The 16,701-nt window shown below is 66.6% G+C and carries 14 protein-coding genes and 2 riboswitches; of the genes, 2 read left to right on the plus strand and 12 right to left on the minus strand.

The genetic code is table 11. From position 1 onward, the window contains the following. Window positions 1–8: 8 nt before the first annotated feature. Complete coding sequence (locus ACWW36_RS25225) at window positions 9–2,219, plus strand: malate synthase G (protein ID WP_456138672.1); 2,211 nt, start codon at window positions 9–11, stop codon at window positions 2,217–2,219. A 32-nt stretch (window positions 2,220–2,251) separates the two neighbouring features. Next, a complete protein-coding gene (locus ACWW36_RS25230; RefSeq protein WP_456138673.1) occupies window positions 2,252–4,369 on the plus strand; it encodes a substrate-binding domain-containing protein in 2,118 nt (705 codons plus the stop codon). Between the two features lie 76 nt (window positions 4,370–4,445). On the opposite strand, the gene ACWW36_RS25235 is transcribed toward ACWW36_RS25230, so the two are convergent. From ACWW36_RS25235 to secA2, 12 genes are all read right to left on the minus strand, one after another. Then, window positions 4,446–5,318: an alpha/beta fold hydrolase gene (locus tag ACWW36_RS25235; protein ID WP_456138674.1), complete on the minus strand. Its 873-nt coding sequence runs from the start codon at window positions 5,316–5,318 to the stop codon at window positions 4,446–4,448. 9 nt (window positions 5,319–5,327) lie between these two features. After that, window positions 5,328–8,159, minus strand: coding sequence for an aminomethyl-transferring glycine dehydrogenase (gcvP, locus tag ACWW36_RS25240; protein ID WP_456138675.1), 2,832 nt, complete (start codon window positions 8,157–8,159; stop codon window positions 5,328–5,330). 41 nt (window positions 8,160–8,200) lie between these two features. After that, window positions 8,201–8,323: riboswitch (glycine riboswitch) on the minus strand. Next, a riboswitch (glycine riboswitch) is annotated at window positions 8,324–8,422 on the minus strand. Between the two features lie 42 nt (window positions 8,423–8,464). After that, entirely contained in the window at window positions 8,465–9,088 is a 624-nt protein-coding gene (locus ACWW36_RS25245; protein ID WP_456138676.1) for a MerR family transcriptional regulator, read from the minus strand. A gap of 215 nt (window positions 9,089–9,303) precedes the next feature. Beyond that, the gene (locus ACWW36_RS25250; protein WP_456138677.1) at window positions 9,304–9,798 is read right to left on the minus strand and encodes a bifunctional nuclease family protein; all 495 of its coding nucleotides are present in this window, start codon (window positions 9,796–9,798) and stop codon (window positions 9,304–9,306) included. A gap of 48 nt (window positions 9,799–9,846) precedes the next feature. Further along, window positions 9,847–10,581 (minus strand): transcriptional regulator FtsR, encoded by a 735-nt coding sequence (gene ftsR, locus ACWW36_RS25255; RefSeq protein WP_456138678.1) that lies wholly within the window; start codon window positions 10,579–10,581, stop codon window positions 9,847–9,849. A 2-nt stretch (window positions 10,582–10,583) separates the two neighbouring features. Beyond that, window positions 10,584–11,054, minus strand: a complete 471-nt coding sequence (gene garA / locus ACWW36_RS25260) for a glycogen accumulation regulator GarA (protein ID WP_456138679.1) — start codon at window positions 11,052–11,054, stop codon at window positions 10,584–10,586. A 159-nt stretch (window positions 11,055–11,213) separates the two neighbouring features. Then, window positions 11,214–11,609, minus strand: coding sequence for a glycine cleavage system protein GcvH (gene gcvH, locus ACWW36_RS25265; protein WP_456138680.1), 396 nt, complete (start codon window positions 11,607–11,609; stop codon window positions 11,214–11,216). A gap of 36 nt (window positions 11,610–11,645) precedes the next feature. After that, window positions 11,646–12,464, minus strand: a complete 819-nt coding sequence (locus ACWW36_RS25270; RefSeq protein ID WP_456138681.1) for a DUF881 domain-containing protein — start codon at window positions 12,462–12,464, stop codon at window positions 11,646–11,648. Between the two features lie 3 nt (window positions 12,465–12,467). Then, window positions 12,468–12,800 carry a small basic family protein gene (locus ACWW36_RS25275; RefSeq protein ID WP_067800834.1) on the minus strand — a complete coding sequence of 111 codons (333 nt, stop codon included), beginning with the start codon at window positions 12,798–12,800 and terminating at the stop codon, window positions 12,468–12,470. A gap of 13 nt (window positions 12,801–12,813) precedes the next feature. Beyond that, the gene (locus tag ACWW36_RS25280) at window positions 12,814–13,707 is read right to left on the minus strand and encodes a DUF881 domain-containing protein (RefSeq protein WP_456142619.1); all 894 of its coding nucleotides are present in this window, start codon (window positions 13,705–13,707) and stop codon (window positions 12,814–12,816) included. A 32-nt stretch (window positions 13,708–13,739) separates the two neighbouring features. Continuing rightward, complete coding sequence (locus tag ACWW36_RS25285) at window positions 13,740–14,363, minus strand: CDP-alcohol phosphatidyltransferase family protein (protein WP_456138682.1); 624 nt, start codon at window positions 14,361–14,363, stop codon at window positions 13,740–13,742. A 9-nt stretch (window positions 14,364–14,372) separates the two neighbouring features. Further along, the gene (gene secA2, locus ACWW36_RS25290) at window positions 14,373–16,697 is read right to left on the minus strand and encodes an accessory Sec system translocase SecA2 (protein WP_456138683.1); all 2,325 of its coding nucleotides are present in this window, start codon (window positions 16,695–16,697) and stop codon (window positions 14,373–14,375) included. Window positions 16,698–16,701 lie beyond the last annotated feature (4 nt).

A 16,701-nucleotide genomic window follows, 5' to 3' on the forward strand; every position in this document is an offset into this window, starting at 1 on the left:
AGGAAATGATGACGGATCGCGTGACGGTCGGGAACTTGCGCGTCGCCCAGGTGTTGTACGACTTCATCAACAACGAGGCGCTGCCCGGTACCGACGTCGACCCCGACAGCTTCTGGGCGGGTGTCGACAAGGTCGTCACCGATCTCAGCCCGCAGAACCAAGACCTGCTTGCACGCCGGGATGAGCTGCAGGCCCAGATCGACAAGTACCACCGCCAGCACGTCATCGAGCCGATCGACCCCGATGGCTACCGGCAGTTCCTCACCGACATCGGCTACCTGCAGGCAGAACCCGCCGACTTCACCATCACCACCGCGAACGTCGACCCGGAGATCACCACGACCGCGGGACCCCAGTTGGTGGTGCCCGTCACCAACGCCCGCTTCGCGCTGAACGCCGCCAACGCGCGTTGGGGGTCGCTGTACGACGCGCTCTACGGCACCGACGTGATCCCGGAAACCGACGGTGCCGAGCAGGGCACCAGCTACAACAAGGTGCGCGGCGACAAGGTCATCGCGTACGCCCGCAATTTCCTCGACGAGGCGGCGCCGCTGGCGTCCGGTTCCTGGAGCGAGGCAACCGGCGTCAAGATCGACGAGGGCCAGCTCCTGATCACCCTCGGTGACGGCTTGTCGACGGGCCTGGCCACGCCGGAGCAGTTCGTCGGCTACACCGGCGACCTCGGCTCGCCCCAGTGGTCCGTGCTGCTGCGCAACCACGGCCTGCACATCGAGGTCCTGATCGACCCCGACTCGCCCGTCGGCTCCACCGACGCAGCCGGCATCAAGGATGTCGTTCTCGAGTCGGCCGTGACGACGATCATCGACTTCGAGGACGCGGTGGCCGCCGTCGACGCCGACGACAAGACTGCCGCCTACCGCAACTGGCTCGGCTTGATGAAGGGCGATCTGTCGGCCGAGGTCGACAAGGACGGCAAGACGTTCACGCGCGTCCTCAACGAGGACCGCACCTACACCACTCCGGACACCGGCTCTGGGACTGGCGAGCTGACCCTGCCCGGCCGCAGCCTGCTGTTCGTGCGCAACGTCGGTCACTTGATGACCAACGACGCGATCGTCGACGCGGACGGAAACGAGGTGTTCGAGGGAATCCAGGACGCGCTGTTCACCAGCCTCGCCGCGATCCACGGCCTGCGCTCGGGCGACGGGAACGGCCCGCTGCTGAACAGCCGCACCGGCTCGATCTACATCGTGAAGCCCAAGATGCACGGGCCCGACGAGGTCGCCTACACCGTCGAGCTGTTCAGCCGCGTCGAGGATGTGCTCGGCCTGCCGCAGAACACACTCAAGGTCGGCATCATGGACGAGGAGCGGCGCACCACCGTGAACCTCAAGGCGTGCATCAAGGCCGCCGCCGAGCGAGTGGTGTTCATCAACACCGGCTTCCTTGACCGCACGGGCGACGAGATCCACACCTCGATGGAGGCAGGCCCGATGATCCGCAAGGGCCAGATGAAGACCCAGCCGTGGATCCTGGCCTACGAGGACAACAACGTCGACGCCGGGTTGGCCGCCGGGTTCGTCGGGCATGCCCAGATCGGCAAGGGCATGTGGGCGATGACCGATCTGATGGCCGACATGGTCGAGCAGAAGATCGGTCAGCCAAAGGCCGGGGCCACCACGGCGTGGGTGCCGTCGCCCACGGCCGCCACCCTGCACGCGATGCACTACCACCATGTCGACGTGTTCGAGGTGCAGAAGGATCTCGCCGGCAAGCGGCGCGCGAAGCTCGAGGACCTGCTGACCATCCCGCTGGCCAAGGAATTGGCATGGGCGCCAGAGGAGATCCGCGAGGAGGTCGACAACAACTGCCAGTCGATCCTCGGTTACGTGGTGCGCTGGATCGACCAGGGCGTCGGCTCGTCGAAGGTTCCCGACATCCACAACGTCGCGCTGATGGAGGACCGCGCCACGCTGCGCATCTCCAGCCAGCTGCTGGCGAACTGGCTGCGCCACGGCGTGATCACCGAGGAAGACGTGAAGGCAAGCCTTCGGCGGATGGCCGCGGTGGTCGACGAGCAGAACAAGAACGATTCCAAGTACCGACCGATGGCACCCGACCCTGACGCCAGCATCGCGTTCCTGGCCGCGGAGGAGTTGATCCTGGCCGGTACCAAGCAGCCCAACGGCTACACCGAGCCGATCCTGCACCGGCGTCGACGAGAGTTGAAGGAGAAGGTTGCCGGCAACGGTGGCTGAAACCACCCGACACGACGAGCACAAGGTCCGCAATGGGTAGGCACAGCATTCCCGATCCCGACGATTCGGCCGGCGAAGAGCAGGCCTCCGAGGCTCACGAGGCCCACGAGTCTTCAGAGCCGCAGACCGAGCGGTTCGGCTCCGTCGACGACGATCGTCCGGAATACGGACCAGGTTTCGGCGAGACCGACCATGGCCAATCCGATTACGGCAGGCCTGGTTACCGCCAGCCCGAGTACGGGCGGGCTGACTACCGTCGGCCCGAATACGATGCCGAGTTCGACGAATCCCGTTACGAAGACACCGATTACGGCGACAACTCCGATTACGACGGACCCGCGTACGAACCGGAGCCGCGCCAGCGTGCCTCGACTCCCCCGCCGCGGCGGCACAGCGGTGAGTGGGAAGGCGGTGAGTGGACCGGTAGCCACCGGGCGGTTACCACCGGTCGGCGCGGCGTCAGCTTCGGTGTCATCGCGGCACTGGTGACCGTCGTCGTCGTGGTCGGCGGGATCATCCTGTGGCGCTTCTTCGGTGATGTTCTCTCACACCGCACCGACGCCGCCGCCGCGCGATGCGTAGCTGGCGAACTCTCCGTCGCCGTCGTCGCCGATCCGTCCATTGCCGACCGGATCCAGACGCTGGCCAACAACTACAACCAGACAGCCGCTCCCGTTGCCGACCGGTGCGTGAAGGTCGGCGTCAAACCCTCCGACCCGGATCAGGTCGTCAACGGGTTCATCGGCAAGTGGCCGGCGGAACTCGGCGAACAGCCGGCGCTTTGGATCCCGGCGAGTTCGGTGTCGGAGGCGCGGCTGGAGGCGGCGGCCGGTGCGCAGACCGTCAGCGACAGCCGGTCGCTGGTCACCTCCCCGGTGCTGCTGGCCGTTCGGCCGCAACTCAAAGATGCTCTTTCCCAACAAAATTGGGGAAGCCTGCCGTCATTGCAGACCAATCCTGCGGCGCTGGACGGCTTGAATCTTCCCGGCTGGGGATCGCTACGGCTGTCCATGCCGCTCAGCGGTGACGCCGACGCGTCCTACCTTGCCGCCGAAGCCGTCGCCGCGGCGTCGGCGCCGGCCGGCGCTCCCCCCAGCGCGGGAACGGGCGCGGTCAATACGTTGGTCGGTGGTCAACCGAAGCTGGCCGACAACAAGGCATCCACCGCTATGGATGCGCTGCTCAAAGCCGCCGATCCCTCGACCGCACCGGTCCACGCCGTGGTGACGACCGAACAGCAGCTGTTCCAGCGCGGGGCGTCGCTGCCGGATGCCAAGAACGTCGTCGCATCGTGGCTTCCCCCTGGCCCGACGGCCATGGCCGACTACCCGACCGTTTTGCTGTCCGGCAGTTGGCTGTCTCAAGAACAGGTCAGTGCGGCAAGCGAATTCGCCCGTTTCATGCGTAAACCGGAGCAGCTGGCCGAGCTGGCCAAGGCCGGCTTCCGCACCGAAGGTGGCACGCCGCCCAAGAGTGATGTCACCAACTTCTCGCCGGTGTCGGCGCCGTTGTCGGTGGGAGACAACGCGATGCGGGCGACGCTAGCCAATGCGTTGACCGCGCCGGCCGAAAGCCCAGCGGTGACAATCATGCTCGACCAGTCGATGCCGGCCGAGGAGGGCGGCAAGTCGCGATTGGCCAACGTGGTGGCCGCGCTCAATGCCCGGCTGCAGGCGTTGCCTGCGACGTCGAACGTTGGGTTGTGGACGTTTGACGGCAAAGAGGGTCGGTCGGAGGTCAGCACCGGCCTGCTCTCGGATCCGGTCAACGGTCAGCCACGTTCGGCGGCGCTGACGTCTGCCCTGAATTCGCAGTCGCCCTCGGCTGGCGGCGCGGTATCGTTCACCACGCTGCGGCTGATCTACACCGACATGATGGCCAATTATCGCCAGGGCCAAAATAATTCGATCTTGGTGATCACGACAGGGCCGCATACTGACCAATCACTGGACGGTCCGGGTCTGCAGCAGTACATCCGTGGCGCCTTCGACTCGGCCCGGCCGGTCGCCGTCAACGTGATCGACTTCGGTAACGACTCCGACCGCGCGACGTGGGAGGCGGTCGCCCAGGCCAGCGGCGGCAATTACCAGAACCTGTCGACGTCGGCGGGTCCGGAGCTGACGTCGGCGATCGCGACGATGCTGGGCTAGAGGTGGCGCGAAGTCGCAGTTATCGTGGTTGTTACTCGGACTTCTTCTCGATAACTGCGGTCTCGGTGCGCGGTGCCTAGGACGCCATTGACAGCAGGCTGAGCGCGGCGCGGGTGAACACCTCTGGCACCTCCACCTGCGGGTAATGGCCGACGCCGGGAAGCTCGACAACGTCTGCGGCGGGCCGTAATTCGCGAAGGCCGTCGAGCACATTGGTGGTGGCCACCGGATCGTCGAGCGCCCACAGGAAGCTCAGCGGTTTCGGCCAGTCGCGCACCGCGCCGTGCCAGCGGTCTGCATAGCGCACCCGTTCGTGGAGGTAATAGATCAGCAGGTGGGCGATGCGGCTCCCGTCATCGTTGGACCACAGCGCCCACTGCGCTTCGGCCTCCTCGTCCGACAACGGGTGGTTGGGGCTGAACAGCCGACCGAATTCCTTTACGAACGTGGCGCGGTTCGAGAATCGGGCGACGATCGGGCCGAATCGGCTACGAAGTATCTTCTGCGCGGGTCTCAGGCTGGCGCGGTGCAGGATCACACTGCCGTTCGCGAGCACAACGCGTTGCAGCTCAAACGGCAAGCGGCCCTGCAGGTCTCGTGCCAGCAGCTCGGTGGTCACCGACGTGCCCATGTCGTGGGCGACGATCACGACCGGCCCCGACGTCTGTGACGTGACGACACTCTGCACGATGTCGGCCTGCTCCAGCAGGCTGTATCGGTGGGGCCTAGGTTTGTCCGACAGCCCGAAGCCGAGGAAGTCCAACGTCAGCCACGACTGGTCATGTAGGTGCGGGACCACCCCGCGGTAGTCGAACGAACTGGACGGGTAGCCGTGCAGCAGCAGGATCGTCGGGCCGTCGCCGGGCGCCGAGCGGACGAACACCGACCCCGGTCCGGTCGACATCCGCCGGCCGCCGTCGCGCCACTCGCAGACACTCGACGGCAACATGTCGTCAGGCTAGGCGAATGCCTCTACCGGCGGGCACGAACACACCAGGTTCCGGTCGCCGTAGGCGCCGTCGATCCGGCGCACCGGCGGCCACACCTTCGGCCGGAAACCCTTGCCCAGCGGATACGCCGCCTGTTCGCGGGTATACGGGTGATCCCAGTCGGCCACCAACAGGCACTCCGCCGTGTGCGGCGCACCGCGCAGCGGGTTGTCGTCGACGCTCCACGTCCCTGCGCCCACCTGGTCGATCTCGCCGCGAATCGCGATCATCGCGTCGCAGAACGCGTCCACCTCGGCCAGGCTCTCGCTCTCGGTCGGCTCCACCATCAGCGTGCCCGCGACGGGGAAGCTCATCGTCGGTGCGTGAAAACCGTAGTCCGCCAAGCGCTTTGCCACATCGTCGACGGTGACGCCGGTGGCCTTCGTGATGCCGCGCAGGTCCAGGATGCACTCGTGCGCGACCATGCCGTTCTCACCCGTGTACAGCACCGGATAGTACTCATCCAGCCGCCGGGCGATGTAGTTCGCCGACGCGATCGCCGTCAACGACGCCGCCCGCAGACCGCCCGCGCCCATCATCCTGATGTAGGCCCAGGTGATCGGCAGAATCGACGCCGACCCGTACGGCGCCGACGACACCGTGTAGCGCTCCGGCAGTTCCTCGGCCAGCGGATGACCGGGCAGGTACTTCGCCAAGTGCTCGCGCACCGCCACCGGGCCCACGCCGGGGCCGCCGCCACCGTGCGGAATGCAGAACGTCTTGTGCAGATTGAGATGGCTGACGTCGCCGCCGAACCGCCCTGGCCGCGCCAGGCCCACCAACGCGTTGAGGTTCGCGCCGTCGACGTACACCTGCCCGCCGACGTCGTGCACAGCCGCGCCGATGTCTGCGATGTCGTGCTCGAACACGCCATGGGTCGACGGATAGGTAATCATCAACGCGGACAGGCGATCCGCGTTCTCTGCCACCTTCGCCCGCAGGTCGTCGAGGTCGACGTCACCATTGGCGCGGCAGGCCACCACCACGACCCGCATTCCGGCCAGCGCCGCCGACGCCGCATTGGTGCCGTGCGCACTCGACGGGATCAGGCACACGTCGCGGCCGGGCTCGCCGCGCTCGGCGTGATACGCCTGAATCGCCAGCAGACCCGCGTACTCCCCCTGAGAACCGGCGTTGGGCTGCAGCGACACCGCGTCGTAACCGGTGAGCCCAGTCAGCCACGTCTCCAGATCCGCGATCAGCTTGCGCAACCCGGGCGTGTCCGATGCCGGCGCGAACGGATGTTGGCGGGCGAACTCCGGCCAGGTGATGGGCTCCATCTCGGCCGCCGCGTTCAGCTTCATCGTGCACGAGCCCAGCGGAATCATGCTGCGGTCCAAGGCAATATCCTTGTCGGCCAGCGACCGTAGGTACCGCATCATTTCGGTTTCCGTGCGGTATTTCGTGAACGCCGGATGCGTCAAGTACTCCGAAGTCCGCGTAGCGATGTCAGCGCGCATGGGTTCAGCGGCACTCGCCCCGAAGGCTTCCAGAACCGCAGCGACATGCTCGTCCGTCGTCGCCTCGTCGCACGACACCGACACGTGATCGCCGTCGACACGCCACAGGTTGACACCCTTGGCCTTGGCCGCCGCGATCACGTCGTCGGCCCGGCCAGGCACGCGAGCCAGCACGGTGTCGAAGAACGCGTCATGCACCACTGCATCGCCAAGCCCGCCAGCGATCGCCTCGGCGTGGGCATGCACCCGGCGGGCGATTCCCGCCAGGCCGTCGGCGCCGTGATAGCTCGCGTACATCGCCGCGATCACCGCAAGCAGCACCTGCGCGGTGCAGATATTGCTTGTCGCTTTGTCGCGGCGGATGTGCTGCTCGCGAGTCTGCAGCGCCAGCCGGTACGCCGGCGCGCCGTCGGCGTCGAGTGACACCCCCACCAGACGGCCGGGCAGCTGACGAGCATGCTTGGAGTGCACCGCCAGGTAGCCGGCGTGTGGGCCACCGAATCCCATTGGCACACCGAATCTTTGCGTGCTGCCGAATGCGACGTCGGCCCCGATCTCCCCTGGCGGGGTGATCAGCGTCAGCGCCAGCAGGTCGGCCCCGACCGCCACCAGCGCACCCCGTTCGTGCGCCGACGCGATCAGCGCGGACCAGTCGACCACCGCGCCGCTGGCGCCGGGCAACTGCGTGATGACGCCGAAGAAGTCGCCGTCGGGCAGGCCGTTACGCAGGTCGGCGGTGACGATCTCGATGCCAAGCGGTTCGGCGCGGGTGGCCAGCACCGCGGCGGTCTGCCGGTAGACGTCGGCGTCGACTGCCAACCGGTGCGACGAGCCGCGCACCGCCCGGTGCATCAACGTCATCGCCTCGGCGGCGGCCGTGCCCTCGTCGAGCATCGACGCGTTGGCGACCTCGAGGCCGGTCAGGTCGGACACCATGGTCTGGAAGTTCAGCAGCGCCTCCAGCCGGCCTTGGCTGATCTCCGGCTGGTACGGCGTGTAGGCGGTGTACCACGCAGGGTTCTCAAGTATGTTGCGGCGCAACACCGGTGGGGTAAGCGTGTCGAAGTAGCCCTGACCGATCATCGACACCGCGACGGTGTTCGCGTCGGCCAGCGCGCGCAGCTCGGCGAGCGCCTCGGCCTCACTCGCGGCCGGCGGCAACACCTCGAGGCCTGGCGCGATGCCGTCGGTGGACAGCGCGTCGAGGATGCCGGCAGGCAGGGCCTTGTCGGCGAGTTCGTCGAGTGAGCCCACGCCGATGGTCTTGAGCATGGTCCCGACGGCGTCCGCGTCCGGGCCGATGTGTCGGTCGGCGAAGCTGGGCTGGTTGTGATCGAACACTGGTGAGGACTCCCGACGCGTCAGGGCGCGAACCGCTTGGTCCCTCCCCCTCTGTCGTCAACCCGTTCCGGGCGCCTGAGAGATTCGGCGCGCGACGGCACCTTTCCCCATGGGCGGGTAGGCCGCCCCCAAAGAGGTGGGCTTACCACTTTCCAGAGGCATCGTGACCCTGCGCGGTCCTGGGTGCCTGAGAGGTTGACGGAGAGGTGTTGCTCCTTCGGCGTCCGTGGCTGGCGGTCACGGAACTCTCCCGCACAAGGGCGATGCGCGGACGATTCTACCGTCCGCGCATCGAAACGGGCTTATCAGCCGATCTTGCGGTCGCGGTGCTTGCGCCGCGAGGCCAGCTCGTCCTCGGGTGCGGCGATCGACTCGCCGCCGTCGGCACGCTCACCGGGGAAATCGGCGATCGCGCCGGTCAGTTCCCGCATCGCGCCGGAAACGGCGATCCCGAACACGCCCTGGCCACCCTGCAGCAGGTCGACGACTTCCTCGGCGGAGGTGCACTCGTAAACCGTGGTGCCGTCGGAGAACAGCGTGATGTTGGCGAGGTCGCGCACCCCGCGCTGACGGAGATGGTCAACGGCGACGCGGATGTTGTGCAGCGAGATGCCGGTGTCCAGCAGCCGTTTGACGATCTTGAGGACCAGGATGTCCTTGAACGAATAGAGCCGCTGGCTGCCCGAACCGGCAGCGCTGCGGATCGACGGGACGACCAGCGAGGTGCGCGCCCAGTAGTCCAGCTGGCGGTACGTGATGCCGGCGATCTGGCAGGCGCTGGGCCCGCGGTAGCCGACAAGCTCGTCGGGAACCGAGTTATCGGGGAACAGACCGGCCTGCACGGGTTCGCTGGGCGCTTCGGCCGGCGACTCTGAGGGCCGACCGTCGGTGGACAGCTCCAGCTGCTCTTGACGTGGTGTGTCTCCCACTCTCGAATCCTCTCGCCGATCGAACCGGCATCTCTCGACCTGCACAGCAGCGCGTTTGCCAAAGCTCGAATGTGTCGAGCATACGCTTTCCGCCGAGCCGTGACTGCTCGTCGCACTCAAAGTATGGCTGCCCGATTCACTGTTGACGGAAACGCGCGCCGCGTGTCGAGGGCGACGAGACGTATCCGTGACAAACGGCCCTAGCGAAAACCGCTCTAGGTGGCCTTGAAATCGTCGGGCGACACACTGTCGAGAAACTCTTTGAACTTCTCCACTTCGTCCTCGCGGACGGCGCCCGCGGGCTCATCGTCACTCTCGTCGGGGATCAGCAGACCGGCCTCGGCCAGCACGGCTTCCTCGACGTAGATCGGCACACCGACCCGCAGCGCGATGGCCACCGAGTCCGACGGCCGCGCCGACACCTTGATGTCGCGGTCGAAAATCAGATCCGCGTAGAAGGTGCCCTCCTGGAGGTCGACGATGCGAACTTCTTTGAGCGAATGGCCAAGCGCCGCAATCAGATCTCGGATCAGATCGTGCGTCAGTGGCCGCGGGGTCTCGACGCCCTGCTGCTCGAGCGCGATTGCAGCCGCCTCCGACTGGCCGATCCAGATCGGTAGGTAGCGGTCGCCATTTGCCTCTCGGAGCAACAAAACCGGCTGGTTCTGAGGCTGTTCCACGCGAATGCCGACCACACGAACTTCACCCATCTGTGTCTGCCCTCCGCACCAAGAAGCCGTCAACCGCGAGTCTAATCCTCAGCGATCAAGAACGTCGCGCACGGCCGACTTGATCAAGGACGTGTGCAGCGTGATCGCAAGGGCAGCCACCTCGCGCGCGAGATCGTCGGCACGGTCACGCGCTCCGGCCTTGCCCGCCTTGACCACCGGACCCGCGATCTGGGCGATCAGGTCGGACTGGCGGTCGGCCGCAGAGCGGAATGCCCGCAGGTGTCGCGGTTCCACACCGTATTCCGACAGCGCCCGCGCGCACTGCGCGATAACAACCGAATGCTCGTCGAAGAACCCGGCGGGACCGGTGGTGATCACTCCGGCCTTGATCAGCTCCGTCAGCAGTGCGTCGTCGACGCCCGATCTCGACCGCAAATCTTCGCGTCGCAACCGCACCTGGGTGGGCGCGACGGCGGAAGGGCCGTCGTCGTCCGACACGGCATCGACCGGCACCAAACGCGGTACGCCGTAAGCGGATCCAGTCTGCGGCAGTTCACCGTCGGGCTGGGCGTCCAGTTGGGCCTTGATGACCTTCAACGGCAGATATTGGTCGCGCTGCGCGGTCAGAATGAACCGCAGGCGCGCACAGTCGTAGGCGGTGAATCGTCGATATCCCGACGGTGTGCGCTCAGGTGTGACCAGTCCCTCGGCCTCCAGGAAACGAATCTTGGAGATGGTCACATCCGGGAAGTCGCCTCGCAGCAGATCGAGGACCGCTCCGATCGACATCCCGGTGAGCGCGGAGGTGTCGGGGGCGGTCATCGCTAGCTGCCCGGACCGCTGTCGTCGTCGCCCTTGGGCCCGGTGAGAAACACCAGGCGGAACTTGCCGATTTGTACTTCGTCGCCGTTAGCCAGCACCGCCGAGTCGACGGGTTCACGGTTGACGTAGGTGCCGTTGAGGCTGCCGACGTCGACCACCTGAAACTCGCCGCCCTCGAGGCGGAACTCGGCGTGGCGGCGGCTGACGGTGACGTCGTCCAGGAAGATGTCGCTGTCGGGATGTCGGCCCGCCGAGGTGGTGGGCTGATCGAGCAGGAATCGCGAGCCTGCGTTGGGCCCACGCTTGACGACGAGCAGGGCTGACCCGACGGGCAGCCCCTCCACCCCGGAGACCGCGCCTTCGGTACCCGCGGCGGCCGGGGCATCCAGCTCGTTGAGGAAGTCGGCGCGGAAAACCGATGTCGTCTCCACAGTGACTTCGTCAGACGTCTGGTCGTTGTCCTTATCCGTCACCCGCTGCTCCTCACTGGCTGCTTGTGGCGATATCAGGCCGGGCCCCCCAGCCGTCATTTCGTCTGGTGTCGACCGTACCGCGCAGTGGACGTGATTGTGTCCACCACCGCCGGATCAGCCCTACGTTGATGTCCGGTCGGGTGAAACCCTAACAATTCGTCATTCGGTCACCGTGGTGCGGTAGCCGTCCGCATCAAGCAACCCGCGTAATCCGTCCTCCAAGGCGGCGGCGTCGATTTGCAGGTCGACGAGCCAGCCTTCCCCGTAGGGATCCGAGTTGACCAACTGCGGGTTGCCTTCCAGATCACCGTTGACCGCAACGACTTTCGCACTGACGGGCGCGTAAAGGTCCGACACCGATTTGGTCGATTCCACTTCGCCGAAGGATTCGCCTGCGGTCACGTCGGCGCCGACATCGGGTAGCTGGACGAACACCACATCGCCGAGGGCCGACTGGGCGTAATCGGTGATGCCGACCCGTACGGTGTCGTCGCCGGTGCGCTGCACCCACTCGTGTTCTTCGGTGTAGTACAGGTCGGCTGGGATTTCGCTCACGGCGCTCCTAGTTCTGTCGCTCGATGTGCCACAGGTTCATTTGACTGGCTGAGCGTATTGGCGGGGTTTCGGTTGCCGCAAGGAGGTTATGTCCACGCGGTCGGACTGTTGTACCACCATCGTGCCGCCCACGCGCTTGATGCTGTCCGTCGCCCCGCCCGGGATGTTCATCGCCGCAGCCAGCGTCGGTGGATCACCAATGGCCGCAACGGTATACGGGGGGTTCAGCGTCGCGTTGTCGACAACCAGGGCGCCGGGGTTGCCGACCACCCAGGTGTCCACCCCGACGCGCACGGCGGTTTGCCCGCCCCGGATTTCCATCGCCTCGGCGCCCGCGGCGCGTAGCTCGTTGATCACGTCGAGCATGGTCTCCGGCGGGATGCCCGGCGCCCTGTCCTCGATTGTCAGCGTCACGCCGGGACCCGTCGCGGCGACCGTGCCGATCAGGATCGACAGCGCCGCAAGGCGAGCCTGCGCGTTCTCGATGGCGGCCTGGTCGCTATTGCCGGAGGCCTGCAGCTGGGCCAGGGTTCGCTGCAGATCGGTCACTTCGGTGTTGAGCGCGGCCTCACGCTGTTGCAGCGAATCCAGCAACACCAGCAGATCGGCCGGCCGCGCGGTTTCCAGTGAGTCGCCGGATTCGTTCTGCCGCACCTGCGTGACGATCGCGACCCCGAGCAGCACACACAGCAACACCGCCAGCGCCCCGAAGGCGATCTGCGAGCGGCCCCGTCGCACCACACCTTTCACGCCGCCCGGTTGCAACTCGCCGATCTGAGGTGACGGCTCGTCGGGCGGCAACTCGTGGCGGCCGTGGTGGTCCGCCGCTTCGTGCTGCCCGTGGCCCTCACTCATGTGTCATGCACCGAACAGCCTGCGCCGCAGGGCGGCTGCGTTACCGAAGATGCGGATACCGAGCACGACGATGATCGCCGTCGACAGCTGCGTGCCGACGCCGAGCTGGTCGCCGACATAGACGATCAGCGCGGCGACAAGCACGTTGAACACGAAGGAGATCACGAACACCTTCGAGTCGAAGATGCGTTCCAGATACGCACGCAATCCGCCGAACACGGCGTCGAGCGCAGCAACGACGGCGATCGGCAGGTATGGCTGGATGACCTCGGGAACGCTCGGGTGAAACACCAGACCAAGGACGATCCCGACGACAAGTGCAGCAATTCCGATCATCTACGTCCGATCATTAGGGCCCAATCTGCTTGGCGAAGTGGACATCTCGTATCGAACCGGCGGGCAGCGTGAGACCGTCACCCGCACTTACGCTCACCCCGACACCGTAGGAGGCCTCCAGCAGCCTGAGCCGATGAAGGCCGGGGCTTCGGTCGAACACATCGGCCATCCCATGTGGGGGTCCGACCGCGAGGATGACGTACGGGCTGCTGATCGGTTGATTGTCGACCAGGATGCCGCCGCCCGCCTGACGGATCGTCACGTTGGGGCCGATGCGCACACCGCCCACCGAGATCGCCTCGGCGCCGCTGACCCACAGAGAGTTGACCACGAGCTGAAGGTCGCGGTCCAGGATCACCTGCTGGCTGCCCTCGACGCGCTGCTTGGACACGTCGGACAGATCCTTGGACATGCCTGGATCGGTGATCGTCAACGTCAGCCCCGGCCCGATCACGGCCGTGGCCGCCGCCGCGAAGTTCGCCTCGTCGAGATCGCCGAGCAGTTGCTGACCGCGTTCGTCGCCTTCGAGCCGGGTGCGCCGCTCGGTGTCGACCTCGGCGGCCAGCGCGTCCCGGCGGCCGTTGAGGTCGCCGGTCCTGGCTTCCAACGAACGCACACTGCCGGCCAGCACATGCTGCGATTCCTGCACACCGGGCGCCGTCGACCTCGCCTGAGCGACGGCGGCGGCGATCACGACCGCGATCACGAAGGCGCCGGCGAGCTGCCATGCCCACGCCTGCCACCACGTCCGGCTCTTTCCGGCGGCCTTCGCCTCGGCCGCGGCGGCGTAACCGGGATCCAGATGGTCGGAAAGCAGCGACCGCAGCAACGAGGGCACCGGGATCAGCGTCGGCTTGTCGGCGTCGTGACTGTTGCGGCCGGCCTCGGGGTCGTAGCCGCCGAGCATGCTCGACGGCCCGTGCTCTTCGCGTGAGCCGCTCACGATCGGACTTTCGGCATCCGGCGCATCACCATCACCACCTGCGCGAGGTAGAGCACCCCCGACCACAGATACATCGCCATCCCCCAGATCAAAAACGCCCAACCGCACGCGAGGACGACGCGGCTCCACAGTGCGTCCCACTGGCCGAGCAGGATCAGCGGGAAGGCCGACATCAGGGCGAAGGTGGCGGCCTTGCCGATGTAGGTGACCGGCAGGGCGGTCAGCCCGCGGCCGCGGAGCAGCGGCAGCGTCGCGGCGAGCACGGCGTCGCGCCCGATCAGCGTGAGCACGATCCACCACGGCACCGCGCCGTGAATCGCGAGTGCCAACGGGACGGTCACCATGTAGATGCGGTCGACCGCGGGGTCGAGAAGTTCGCCCAGACGCGACGACTGGTTGGCAACCAGCCGTGCGATTTTTCCGTCGGCCCAGTCGGAGAATCCGCTGAACATCAGGATCGCGACGGCCCAGCCGTACGCGTGCACGGCCAACAGGAGGTAGAGGAAGACCGGGATCAGCGCCAGACGCAGCACGGATAGCGCGTTGGGCACCGTCAGCACCCGGGATTCTGAGGTCGGCGCCGCCGCTGTCTGATGTCGCCGGCCCAGCGGCTCCTCCATGGGCTAAACCTATCGGAACACGCCTGGCAGGCTCAGCGCTGACAACGTGTCATCGTTCAGCGGGTTGTCGTGAACCATGTACGTCCACGTCGAGGTCGGCCGTGCGAGCTTGGACAGATCGACGCCCGGCTCGTCTTCGATCGATGGGGCGGTGTCGAACGTCTGCTGAGCGGCCTCGATCGCGTCGGCGGCCAGTGATGCGAACGCATCGACGGCCATGCGATGGAACTCGTCGAGCGGGTTCTGGCGGCCGAGCGCGCGCAGGTGGATGCTCTCCCGAATATCGGCCAGATACGCCAGGTGGTCGGCCCAGCCACGGTCCAGGTGATACAGCATGATCAGCCTGCAGATTTTCTCCAGCTTCTCCTCACCGAGATCGTCGACGAGCTCCTCGTAGCGCTTGGGCGACAGCTCCGCGAGCTCCTGGCGCGCCGTCGGGGTGCGCAGCAGCGTGTCGCGGCGCTCCACCAAAATCGCGCGCTGCTGGGCGATCAGCTGGTTGTAGCGCCAGGTGTTGGCGTGCACGTCGAGCAGCCTGCCCTCGGCGACGCGCTGGGCGTGGTCGAGCAGGCTCGCCGCCTTGGGACTGACGATGCGGCCGTCGTCATCGGTCTGGGTCGGCAGCTTGTTCGGCTCGAGGTGAGCGACGACCACGTCGTCTTCCCAGCTGGAGAAGAACACCGACGAGCCGGGGTCACCCTGTCGTCCGGCGCGGCCACGCAGCTGATTGTCGAGGCGCTCGGTGTTGTGACGGCCGGTGCCGATGACGTGCAACCCGCCCAGCTCCGCAACCTCGTCATGGTCGGATTCGTCCGAGCCGCCCAGCCGGATGTCGGTGCCGCGGCCTGCCATCTGAGTGGACACCGTGACGGAGCCGAGCGTGCCGGCCTCGGCGATGACGGCGGCCTCCTCGGCGTCGTTCTTCGCGTTGAGCACGACGGCGGGGATGCCGTGTTTGAGCAGCCGCTCGTGCAGCTCCTCTGATTCGGCGACGTCGCGGGTACCGACGAGCACGGGCTGCCGGGTCTCGTGGATTTCTCGGATGTGTTCGACGATCGCGTCGTTCTTGGCCGCCGCGGTGATGTACACCCGATCGGCCTCGTCTTCGCGAATGTTGGGAGTATTCGGCGGAATTGGCGAAACGCCGAGTTTGTAGAACTGGCGCAGCTGTTCACCTGCGGCCAGCGCGGTGCCGGTCATCCCGCACACGGTCGGGTACCGGTTGATCAGCGCCTGCACCGTGATGGTGTCGAGCACCTCGCCGGTCTCGGTGGTTTCGATGCCTTCCTTGGCCTCGACCGCCGCCTGCAGGCCGTCGGGCCAGCGCTGCAGTTGAGCGATGCGCCCGCGGGAGGCGTTGATCAGGTGGACGGCGTCGTCGCGGACGATGTAGTGGACGTCGCGCTGCAGCAGCACGTGCGCGTGCAGCGCGACATTGACCTCGGTGAGTGTGGTGCCGACGTGTTCTTCCGAGTACAGGTCGATGCCGCCGAGTTTGGCTTCCAATTTCTGCGCGCCGGTCTCGGTCAGGTGCACGTTGCGGCCGTCGGCGTCGGTGTCGTAGTCCTTGCCGGCGACCAGCTCGCCGACCAGCCGGATGATCTCCACCTTCGGTGTCTCGCGATGCGATGTACCGGCCAACACCAGCGGCACCAGAGCCTCGTCGACGAGCACCGAGTCGGCCTCGTCGATCAGCGCCACGTCGGGGTTCGGCGAGACGAGGTCTTCTACGTCGGTGACCAGCTGGTCGCGCAGCACGTCGAACCCGATCTCGTTGACCGAGGCGTAGGTGACGTTGCACGTGTACGCCTTGCGTCGCTCCTCGGCGGTCGAGTCGGCGGTGATCCAGCCGACGGTCAGGCCGAGAGCCTCGATGAGTGGAGCCATCCATTCGGCATCGCGGCGGGCCAAGTAGTCGTTGATCGTGATGACGTGCACGCTGCGGCCGCCGAGCGCATAGCCGGCCGCGGCGATCGCGCCTGAGAGCGTCTTGCCTTCTCCGGTCGCCATTTCGATCACGTCGCCGGCCAGCATCCGCAGTGCGCCTTGCAGCTGGACGTCGAACGGGCGCAGCGTGGTGGTCCGTTCGGAGGCTTCGCGCGCGATCGCCAAGAACTGTGGGATGTCGGCGGATTCGGCCAGGTCCTCCAGTTCGAGCAGGCTGGCGGCCTTGCGCAGCTGCTCGTCGTCGAGTTCGGCGGCCTTGTCGTCGAACTCCGCTGAGGTGCGCACCTCGGCCATCGAGTGCGCCTGATCCCTGTCGGTGCTGGCGCCGAGCAGCTTCCAGAACCGATTGCCGACACGACCTGAGGTGCGGGTCTTCGTCTTCGCCACACCG

The sequence above is a fragment of the Mycobacterium sp. MMS18-G62 genome (assembly GCF_053877835.1).

Excerpts from the sequence above, each read along its gene's own strand:
- ACWW36_RS25225 (WP_456138672.1), top strand. The coding sequence starts at position 9 with ATGACGGATCGCGTGACGGTCGGGAACTTGCGCGTCGCCCAGGTGTTG.
- ACWW36_RS25230 (WP_456138673.1), top strand. The coding sequence starts at position 2,252 with ATGGGTAGGCACAGCATTCCCGATCCCGACGATTCGGCCGGCGAAGAG.
- ACWW36_RS25235 (WP_456138674.1), bottom strand. The coding sequence starts at position 5,318 with ATGTTGCCGTCGAGTGTCTGCGAGTGGCGCGACGGCGGCCGGCGGATG.
- ACWW36_RS25250 (WP_456138677.1), bottom strand. The coding sequence starts at position 9,798 with ATGGGTGAAGTTCGTGTGGTCGGCATTCGCGTGGAACAGCCTCAGAAC.
- ftsR (WP_456138678.1), bottom strand. The coding sequence starts at position 10,581 with ATGACCGCCCCCGACACCTCCGCGCTCACCGGGATGTCGATCGGAGCG.
- ACWW36_RS25270 (WP_456138681.1), bottom strand. The coding sequence starts at position 12,464 with ATGAGTGAGGGCCACGGGCAGCACGAAGCGGCGGACCACCACGGCCGC.
- ACWW36_RS25275 (WP_067800834.1), bottom strand. The coding sequence starts at position 12,800 with ATGATCGGAATTGCTGCACTTGTCGTCGGGATCGTCCTTGGTCTGGTG.
- ACWW36_RS25280 (WP_456142619.1), bottom strand. The coding sequence starts at position 13,707 with ATGCTCGGCGGCTACGACCCCGAGGCCGGCCGCAACAGTCACGACGCC.
- ACWW36_RS25285 (WP_456138682.1), bottom strand. The coding sequence starts at position 14,363 with ATGGAGGAGCCGCTGGGCCGGCGACATCAGACAGCGGCGGCGCCGACC.